This is a genomic window from Argonema antarcticum A004/B2, from assembly GCF_023333585.1.
Lineage (GTDB): Bacteria > Cyanobacteriota > Cyanobacteriia > Cyanobacteriales > Aerosakkonemataceae > Argonema > Argonema antarcticum.
Map to the genome: position 1 here is coordinate 7,383 of NZ_JAIQZN010000136.1, position 8,246 is coordinate 15,628.

An 8,246-nucleotide genomic window follows, 5' to 3' on the forward strand; every position below is an offset into this window, starting at 1 on the left:
TGGTAAAAAAAACCTATGGAACCACCAACCAACCGAATTCTACTATCCCAAACAGCCAAAGACCAACTCCTCAAACTCAGACGCTTCACCAAAATCGACCAGTGGAACATCCTGTGTCGCTGGGCCTTTTGTCGTTCCCTCGCCGAACCAAGCATCCCTTCCCCCGTACCCATTCCCGCCGACAGCAACGTCGAAATGACATGGCGAGTCTTCGGGGGCGAAATGTCTGATATATTATTATTAGCCCTCAAGCAAAGGTGCCACAACGACGGTTTGGGATGCGACAAAGAAATCCTCGCCACCCAATTTCGCCTCCACCTGCATCGAGGCATCGGTTACTTAGCAGGCGACCCCAATATTAAAAAGATAGAAGATTTAATTACGATCGCACTCCCATCTCAAAATAGCCCATAGCCAAATAAGTCCTATTCTTCTTTTTTTTGACTTTTGAAAGTGGGCGGGGAGAGAATCGAACTCTCATGACCGTAAGGCCGCTACATTTTGAGTGTAGTGCGTCTACCAATTCCGCCACCCGCCCTTGGGTGAAGCTTTACTATTATAACCTAGCTTCCCATTATTTTGCAAGAGGTTTTGATAATCTTTGCTGGTAGCCCAGCGATCGATCTCTCTAGCCCGCAGTACCGGCACCGGATGAGTCAGAGTTGCCGTCTGCGCCTCCTTGAGCATTTCCCCCAATTGACTGCTACTAATATCATCATAAGCCCGTGCCTGCGCTAGAAACGCATCCAGGTTCAGTTGAGGTGCCAAAGTCGGCGAACCGCCAGCCAACTTCATCAGCAGCGAACTCACCACCCTAGAATCTTGGATGGCCAGCAGCGCCGCCCGATCGCAAGTAAACTCAGCACATCTTACCCATTGCAACATTTGTCCCTGTAGCGATTGGGCAATCAAACCACCCCAAGAAGGTAATTGACCCGCTGCCAGAATGATGATATTTGCGATCGTCAGATAAACCCCGTGTTCGCACTTCAGATGCCCCAACTCATGGGCAATCACCGCCTGAATCTCCTCCGGCGTCAGCAACTCAATCAGAGAAGTATGCAGCACCACAAAAGGCTGCTTCCCCCGCATCGCAAAAGTGTAAGCATTCGGCACCGGATGCTGCCGCACATACATCTGGGGTGGTTCCAAATCTAACACCCGACAAGCTTCTAACAGCATCTGGTGCAAGTGGGGCAATTGCGTCTCCCCCACCAAAACGCTAGCCGCAATATTTTCCAAGTAAAAAAACTGTTCGGCCAAAGGCCCAAGCAAATTCCGCACCATCAGGTCAAAACCAGGCAACTGCTTGAGTGCCTTGGTTGCTTCCAGATCCAGCGGATGGCGAAACTGGTCTGCCTTCAGACCGATTAACTGTGTTTTTGAGAAAGACATACTAGGGAAATTGTCAGAAAGTTGCCAAGTGGGTTTGCCGTTCGATTTTTGCTAACATTCATTAACAAAAACTTCCTGTTTCATCTGGGACTGTCGGCAGCACCCCATCCACAAGCAGACACGAGAGAACTTCCCGCGTTAATTTCTCAATGTTGATTGCCGCATTTAAATCTCTATCCAATTCTAAGCCACAATCACATCGATAAACTCGTTCTGATAATGTCAAAACCCTCTACCAAGGATCTTAGTCGCCCTTTTAATGATTTGACCAAAATGCACCCTAATAAATAACAGAACCTTGGTAGTTCCATGAAGCGTTACAGGCAGGTTGCAAATAACTGCCCATACCGCCCCAGCATTGGTAGGGTAATCCTTTTAAGCCACATTCGCCGGATTGAGAGAAGTTGAGGGTGACTCCGTTTCTCCCTCCCCTTCTAACCGCTGCAATCGGGCCCCCACATTTTGCAACTTGGCAACCAGGTTTTCGTAGCCCCGGTCGAGGTGCTGTAATGCCTTAATGGTAGTTTTTCCCTCAGCGGCCAATCCCGCCAGCACCAAAGCCGCAGAAGCCCGTAAATCGGTCGCCACTACTGGAGCCCCGGATAACATGGGCACACCTCGCACGATCGCATGATTGCCCTTGACCCGAATATCTGCCCCCATGCGATTCAACTCCGCTACATGGCGCAAACGATTCTCGAATACCGTTTCTGTAATCACGCTGTCCCCATCGCTCAACGTCAGCAAGGCCATGAACTGCGCCTGCATATCCGTTGGGAAACCGGGATAGGGTAATGTTTCGATATCCGTTGCTATGTGGCTTTCGGCACCAATAATCCGCAGGCAATTAGGAGATTCGGTAATTACTTTAGCCCCAATTGCCCTGAGCTTGGAGATTACCGCCGTGAGATGGTCTGGCACGATCGGCGATACACTCAGTTCTGAGTGCGTAATCGCCCCAGCCACCAAAAAAGTACCAGCCTCAATGCGATCGGGAATAATGTTGTAATCCACAGAATGCAACCTCTTCATCCCATCGATGATGATCGTATTTGTGCCAGCACCCCGAATCCGAGCCCCCATCGCCTGACAGAAATTAGCCAGATCGGCAACCTCCGGCTCTTGTGCGGCGTTCTCAATGATCGTTTCGCCATCCGCCAAGGTTGCTGCCATCATCAAGGTTTCCGTGGCACCCACGCTGGGATAGTCCAGATAGATGTTGGCACCTTTGAGCCGAGGATTGCTACCGCTGACATAAGCATGAACTATCCCATGCTCAATCTGAACGTCAGCTCCCATCGCTTGCAAACCCCTAACGTGCAGATCCACTGGTCTAGCGCCGATCGCACAACCTCCAGGGAGCGGTACCTTAGCCACTCCCAAACGCGCTAGCATTGGCCCGATCACAAAGAAACTGGCTCGTAACTGACTGACCAACTCGTAGGGCGCTTGAGATTGTCTGATGTTCCGGGCATCAATGTCTAAAATATCGCCATTTTTCTCTAATTTCAAGCCCAATGCTAACAGAATCTGGCTCATACTCGCCACATCTGCTAAGGAGGGCACGTTACGCAAACGGCAATCTTCCGGGCAAAGTAAAGCCCCAGCCATGATCGCCAACGCTGAGTTCTTCGCACCGCTAATTCGGACGTGACCCTTTAGGGTAGAGCGACCCCAAATTTCTAGAACGGATTTATCTGCTTCGGGCGAAGCATGGCTCTCTGTTAAACCGATAGTAGGAATAATTGTCCTGTCCTCCGAATCAATTTACGTTTGTACATCTTCTTCAAATTTTGTTTAGATTCTACAGGAAACATTCCAGTTGTCCATAATCTGAAGTAATTTTTGTGACCCGTTTCTTCCGCTCCCGTTTTTGGCTGAAGTAAAGTAGTTGACAAACCCAACGACTTGCAGCATAATAATAAATCGCGAGATAAATAAAAACAAGCGGAACTGGCGGAATTGGTAGACGCGCATGATTCAGGTTCATGTGGTGCAAGCCTTCCGGGTTCAAGTCCCGGGTTCCGCATACCAATGAAGGGGTTAGAGAGTAGGGGCTAGGGGCTAGGGAAGAGGGAAAAGGGAAGAAAAAGTAAGCTTATTCACAGCCTGCCCCTCTACTCCTCTCTGCCCCTAGCCCCTAGCCCCTAGCCTTTAGCCCCTAAATGTTGACGAGTCTTCAAAATCCACTGGTAAAGCAAATCCGCAAACTGCATCAAGCCAAAGAGCGGAAAGAGCAGCAGATGTTTCTGTTGGAAGGAACGCACCTGCTGACAGAAGCCTGTGCTGTAGATTATCCCCTGCGGACGGTTTGTTATACGTCAGCTTGGCAGGAACGTTATCCAGAACTTTGGCAAGAAGCAAGCAAACGCTGCGAACGGATGGAACTGGTAAGTCCAGAAGTGTTAAAAGCTCTAGCCACCACAGTTCAACCCGATGGAGTGGTAGCTCTAGCACCAAGGTCTCTTACCCAAACACCACCCCAGTCAGGCCCAGGTGTGCTGCTAGCCTTAGAAACAATCCAAGACCCCGGCAACCTCGGTACGACAATCCGCACCGCCGCCGCAGCCAGTGCTGCCGGATTGTGGCTAAGTGAAGATAGTGTAGATTTAGATCACCCAAAAGTACTCAGAGCTTCAGCAGGGCAGTGGTTCCGCCTCCCAATGGCAGTCAGTTCCGATTTATTATCTCTCGTTCAAGACTCTCAAGCCCGTGGGATGCAAGTGGTAGCCACTGTCCCGAACGCCAACTTGACCTACTGGGAACTCGACTTGCGCCTGCCAACCTTGATTCTGCTAGGCAACGAAGGCGCTGGACTATCCCCAGATTTAGTAGCTTTGGCAGACAAGCAAGTGAAAATACCTCTTAGTCCCGGCGTAGAATCATTGAATGTCGCGATCGCAGCCGCCTTAATCTTGTACGAAGCACAACGACAAGTTCATTGAATTTTGGATTTGGGATTTTGGATGATTTTTCTCCCATCCCGACGCCCTAGTGCCGCTACGCAAAAGTCACTCATTCAAAAGTCAAAAATCCTTTGACTGTAAGGGATTTAACTACTTCTGAACTGGTGGGTTATTTTTGCTGCGCTGCACTAGCCCCTTTTGGGTCATAGCAAATAGTTATAAGTTTTGGCGTTGAGTTTTGAATTCAGAATATTTACTCAAAACTTATCTAGCCTCAGCACTCAGCACTCAGCACTCCCAACCAACAAGCTTGATAACTAATATCAAAAAACCTCAAAACTTATCTAGCCTCAGCACTCAGCACTCAGCACTCAGCACTCAGCACTCAAGAAGCACTCAAGAAGCACTCAAGAAGCACTCAGATCTTTTGATTGCGACTGAAAAAAAGCCTCAATCTCAGCTGCGGCCCGATCGAGATCGTATGGTTCAATTGGAGTTGGACTTGCTTGCGGATGTGACAGGGAAGCTCCATCCAAGGCACGAGACAAAGATGCCGATGCCTCAACTGCATCCGATACCAACACATTCTCCAACTGGTCTAAGCTAGCTATAAAAGCTTTAGCGGCCTCACGACGCAGATTTCGCTTACTCCGATCCATAAAATTTCACTCCCAAACTGCGGGTCAATAACCAGGGCTACGACTGATGAGAATCTGACCTGTATTTAATATGCCCAATATTGACCCCAAGATCGTATCACCGCAAAATTAATGTTGTCTAAATCACCCAGTCAGTTGAAAATTAAGAAGGGCGCTTAGCACCAGGAGAAGTTCAGTGAGTCAGGGATTTGATTACGACCTCGCGATCGTGGGTGCTGGGGTGGGCGGACACGGTGCCGCCCTCCATGCCGTCAGCTGCGGCTTAAAGACCGCGATCGTGGAAGCAGGCCAAATGGGCGGAACCTGCATCAATCGCGGCTGTATCCCATCAAAGGCGCTATTGGCGGCATCCGGTCGCGTGCGCGAGTTACGCAATGCCCATCATCTCAAATCGCTGGGGATAAATGTGGGCAGCGTCGAATTCGATCGAAGTGCGATCGCAAACCACGCCGACAACATCGTCAGCAAGCTGCGGGGCGATATGACCAACAGCCTCAAACGCTTGGGCGTAGATATTATCCAAGGCTGGGGCAAAATGGCTGGGGCGCAAAAAATTACCGTGGCCACAGAAGCTGGTGAAAAAACCATTACAGCAAAAGATATCATTCTCGCTCCCGGCTCGGTGCCTTGGGTTCCCCCAGGAATTGAAATTGATGGCAAAACAGTCTTCACCAGCGATGACGCCTTAAAGCTGGAATCGCTGCCTCCTTGGGTGGCAATTGTTGGTAGCGGCTACATCGGTTTAGAGTTTTCCGATATCTACTCAGCGTTGGGTTGCGAAATTACCATAATTGAAGCGCTACCAGAACTAATGCCGGGATTTGACCGGGATATTGCCAAAATCGCTGAACGAATCCTCATCGCACCCCGCGACATCGACACAAAAGTGGGTGTCCTCGCAAAGAAAGTCACTCCAGGATCGCCAGTGGTTATCGAGTTAGCCGATGCTAAAACCAAAGAAGTCATTGAAGTTTTGGAAGTAGACGCTTGTTTGGTGGCGACTGGTCGCATTCCCTTTACCCAAAATATGGGCTTGGAATCTGTCGGCGTCGAGACAGACAAACGAGGATTTATCCCCGTAAATGACAAGATGGCAGTGCTATCCGCAGGCGAACCAGTAGCTAACCTGTGGGCAATTGGAGATGCAACTGGCAAAATGATGCTAGCTCACGCAGCCTCTGCCCAAGGTATTGCGGCAGTAGAAAATATCTGCGGACGCGATCGCTCCCCAGACTATCACAGCATCCCTGCCGCCGCCTTTACCCACCCGGAAATCAGCTTTGTGGGTATGACTGAAGCAGCAGCTAAAGAATTGGGATCTGCCGAAGGATTTGAGGTCGCCTCAGTAAAAAGTTACTTCAAAGGTAACTCGAAAGCGATCGCAGAAGTAGAATCAGACGGTTTGGCAAAGGTAATCTACCGTAAAGATACAGGCGAACTCCTGGGCGTCCACATCATCGGTCTGCACGCTTCCGATTTAATCCACGAAGCAGCATCAGCTATAGCATCTCGCCAGTCCGTCCATCAGCTAGCCTATCTCGTCCACGCCCACCCCACCCTCTCCGAAGTCCTGGATGAAGCCTACAAGAGGGCTAGGGGCTAGTGCAAGTGGTCAGTTGTCAGTTGTCAATTGTCAGTGGTAAAAATCAAGATTTCCAGAGCAATCATTGGCAATTTTTAGTGGTGAGTTATTTCCGCCATCCTGGACTAGGGGCTAGGGGCTAGGGAAGACAGAAGAAGAAGTTAATCAATAAGTAAGGTTATTCACAGCCCACCCCTGGAGCCCCTGGAGCCCCTCTCTTCCCCAATCCCCAATCCCCAATCCCCAGTATGCAAATCCGCCGCCGTCCCCCTAACCCCGCAGTTGTCGTACAGGAATTGCGCTATCAAGTTGCTATGCCAGATGCCACACCAAATAATATTTTGGAGGAAATTGTCTGGCACAAAGAAACTGAAGTCGCCCAAATGCGGGAACGCGCACCCTTGGCCCAGTTGCAGGGGAAAATAGCTTCTTTGCTTCCCACCCGCGATTTTGTGGCAGCTTTGTTAGGGGCGGCTAAAAAACCTGCCCTGATTGCCGAAGTCAAAAAGGCATCTCCGAGTAAAGGCGTCATCCGTGAAGATTTCGATCCAGTAGCTCTAGCTCAAATATACCAACAAGGCGGTGCTAGCTGTATCTCGGTTTTGACCGACGCCAAATTCTTTCAAGGTAGCTTTGAGAACCTGGAACGCATCCGTGCTGCCGTTGACTTGCCCTTGCTATGCAAAGACTTCGTAATATATCCTTATCAGATTTATCAAGCCCGCATCAAAGGTGCCGATGCCGTTCTCCTGATCGCGGCCATACTCTCAGATAGAGACTTACAGTACTTTGTTAAAATCGCCAATGCCTTAAGTATGACGGCATTGATCGAAGTGCATACCTTGGCAGAACTAGACCGCGTGTTAGGCTTAGAAAAAGTTACTCTAGTTGGGATTAACAATCGCAACTTGAAAGATTTTAGGGTCGATCTGCAAACAACCTGCGATATCTTAGCAGCAAGGGGGAACCAACTACAGGAACGGGGCATCCTAGTAGTTAGTGAATCGGGCCTGCATACTTCAGCCGACCTCCGCTTAGTAGCGCAAGCGGGTGCTGGTGCGGTGCTGATAGGTGAATCGCTGGTCAAGCAGCCAGATCCTGCATCTGCGATCGCAGATCTTTTTGTTAGTGAGCTACCAGAGTCATGATTTATGCGTGTTGAGTTTTTAATTAACAGTCTTAACTCAAAACTCATAACTTAAAATTATTCCGCCCCCACACCTGCAAAACAAAGGTGATTGGGTATTAGTCATTAGTCATTAATCACTTCCCCGTTCCTCTGCCCAAATTGACCCCAAATTGACCCCAATGTATTAGTTTGCATGAGGTAGATTCGCATTCATGGAACCAATTCTTGTTCCCTCTCCAGTACACTACGAACTTATACTCCAACTGCTAGAACGGCAAACAATGTTCGCAGCATCCCAAAAGCCAGAACTAAAGGAGAAAGTTCACCAGCTGATTATTACGCTGCGTAAAGCGGTCGCTATACAGAAGCAAATTGAAGAAACTTGCGAACGAGCTAATTTGCCGATGGAGCATCGCTGGTCGATCAATCATGTAAGTTCCCAATCAGCTGAAGCGCCCAAGTTGGGGAAACCAGATCTGAACTCTCGTCCAGATCGTCTTAACTACTCGCCGGGAAGTCCCCCGCTATAACTGTACTCAGTTTAGCGGCGGGATACTTCGGCAGGCTCAGTAACA

9 protein-coding genes and 2 tRNA genes are annotated in these 8,246 nt (G+C 49.4%); 6 read left to right on the top strand and 5 right to left on the bottom strand.

The genetic code is table 11. The features are described 5' to 3' along the window. Positions 1–15: 15 nt before the first annotated feature. Entirely contained in the window at positions 16–414 is a 399-nt protein-coding gene (gene dndE / locus LAY57_RS32480; RefSeq protein WP_249071322.1) for a DNA sulfur modification protein DndE, read from the top strand. A gap of 40 nt (positions 415–454) precedes the next feature. Here the strand turns inward: dndE and LAY57_RS32485 are convergent. The 4 genes from LAY57_RS32485 to murA all read right to left on the bottom strand — a co-directional run bounded on the left by LAY57_RS32485 (position 455) and on the right by murA (position 3,141). Further along, a tRNA-Leu gene (locus tag LAY57_RS32485) sits at positions 455–538 on the bottom strand. Beyond that, positions 517–1,395 carry a M48 family metallopeptidase gene (locus LAY57_RS32490; protein WP_249071323.1) on the bottom strand — a complete coding sequence of 293 codons (879 nt, stop codon included), beginning with the start codon at positions 1,393–1,395 and terminating at the stop codon, positions 517–519. Before LAY57_RS32490 ends, LAY57_RS32485 begins: the two co-directional genes overlap by 22 nt. Before the next feature lie 61 nt (positions 1,396–1,456). Further along, positions 1,457–1,621 carry a zinc ribbon domain-containing protein gene (locus tag LAY57_RS32495; RefSeq protein ID WP_249071324.1) on the bottom strand — a complete coding sequence of 55 codons (165 nt, stop codon included), beginning with the start codon at positions 1,619–1,621 and terminating at the stop codon, positions 1,457–1,459. A 149-nt stretch (positions 1,622–1,770) separates the two neighbouring features. Then, complete coding sequence (gene murA / locus LAY57_RS32500; protein WP_249071330.1) at positions 1,771–3,141, bottom strand: UDP-N-acetylglucosamine 1-carboxyvinyltransferase; 1,371 nt, start codon at positions 3,139–3,141, stop codon at positions 1,771–1,773. A gap of 201 nt (positions 3,142–3,342) precedes the next feature. Between murA and LAY57_RS32505 the strand changes: the two genes are divergently transcribed. Further along, positions 3,343–3,424, top strand: a tRNA-Leu gene (locus LAY57_RS32505). A 136-nt stretch (positions 3,425–3,560) separates the two neighbouring features. Continuing rightward, positions 3,561–4,340, top strand: coding sequence for a TrmH family RNA methyltransferase (locus tag LAY57_RS32510; protein ID WP_249071325.1), 780 nt, complete (start codon positions 3,561–3,563; stop codon positions 4,338–4,340). Positions 4,341–4,708: 368 nt separating this feature from the next. Here LAY57_RS32510 and LAY57_RS32515 read toward each other — a convergent pair whose 3' ends face one another. Beyond that, the gene (locus LAY57_RS32515) at positions 4,709–4,960 is read right to left on the bottom strand and encodes a hypothetical protein (RefSeq protein WP_249071326.1); all 252 of its coding nucleotides are present in this window, start codon (positions 4,958–4,960) and stop codon (positions 4,709–4,711) included. A 175-nt stretch (positions 4,961–5,135) separates the two neighbouring features. Here LAY57_RS32515 and lpdA point away from each other — a divergent pair, with 175 nt between their 5' ends. The 3 genes from lpdA to LAY57_RS32530 all read left to right on the top strand — a co-directional run bounded on the left by lpdA (position 5,136) and on the right by LAY57_RS32530 (position 8,201). Then, positions 5,136–6,563 carry a dihydrolipoyl dehydrogenase gene (gene lpdA / locus LAY57_RS32520; RefSeq protein WP_249071327.1) on the top strand — a complete coding sequence of 476 codons (1,428 nt, stop codon included), beginning with the start codon at positions 5,136–5,138 and terminating at the stop codon, positions 6,561–6,563. A gap of 227 nt (positions 6,564–6,790) precedes the next feature. Next, complete coding sequence (gene trpC / locus LAY57_RS32525) at positions 6,791–7,690, top strand: indole-3-glycerol phosphate synthase TrpC (protein ID WP_249071328.1); 900 nt, start codon at positions 6,791–6,793, stop codon at positions 7,688–7,690. Positions 7,691–7,883: 193 nt separating this feature from the next. Next, positions 7,884–8,201, top strand: a complete 318-nt coding sequence (locus LAY57_RS32530; protein ID WP_249071329.1) for a DUF5340 domain-containing protein — start codon at positions 7,884–7,886, stop codon at positions 8,199–8,201. The last annotated feature ends 45 nt before the right edge of the window (positions 8,202–8,246 follow it).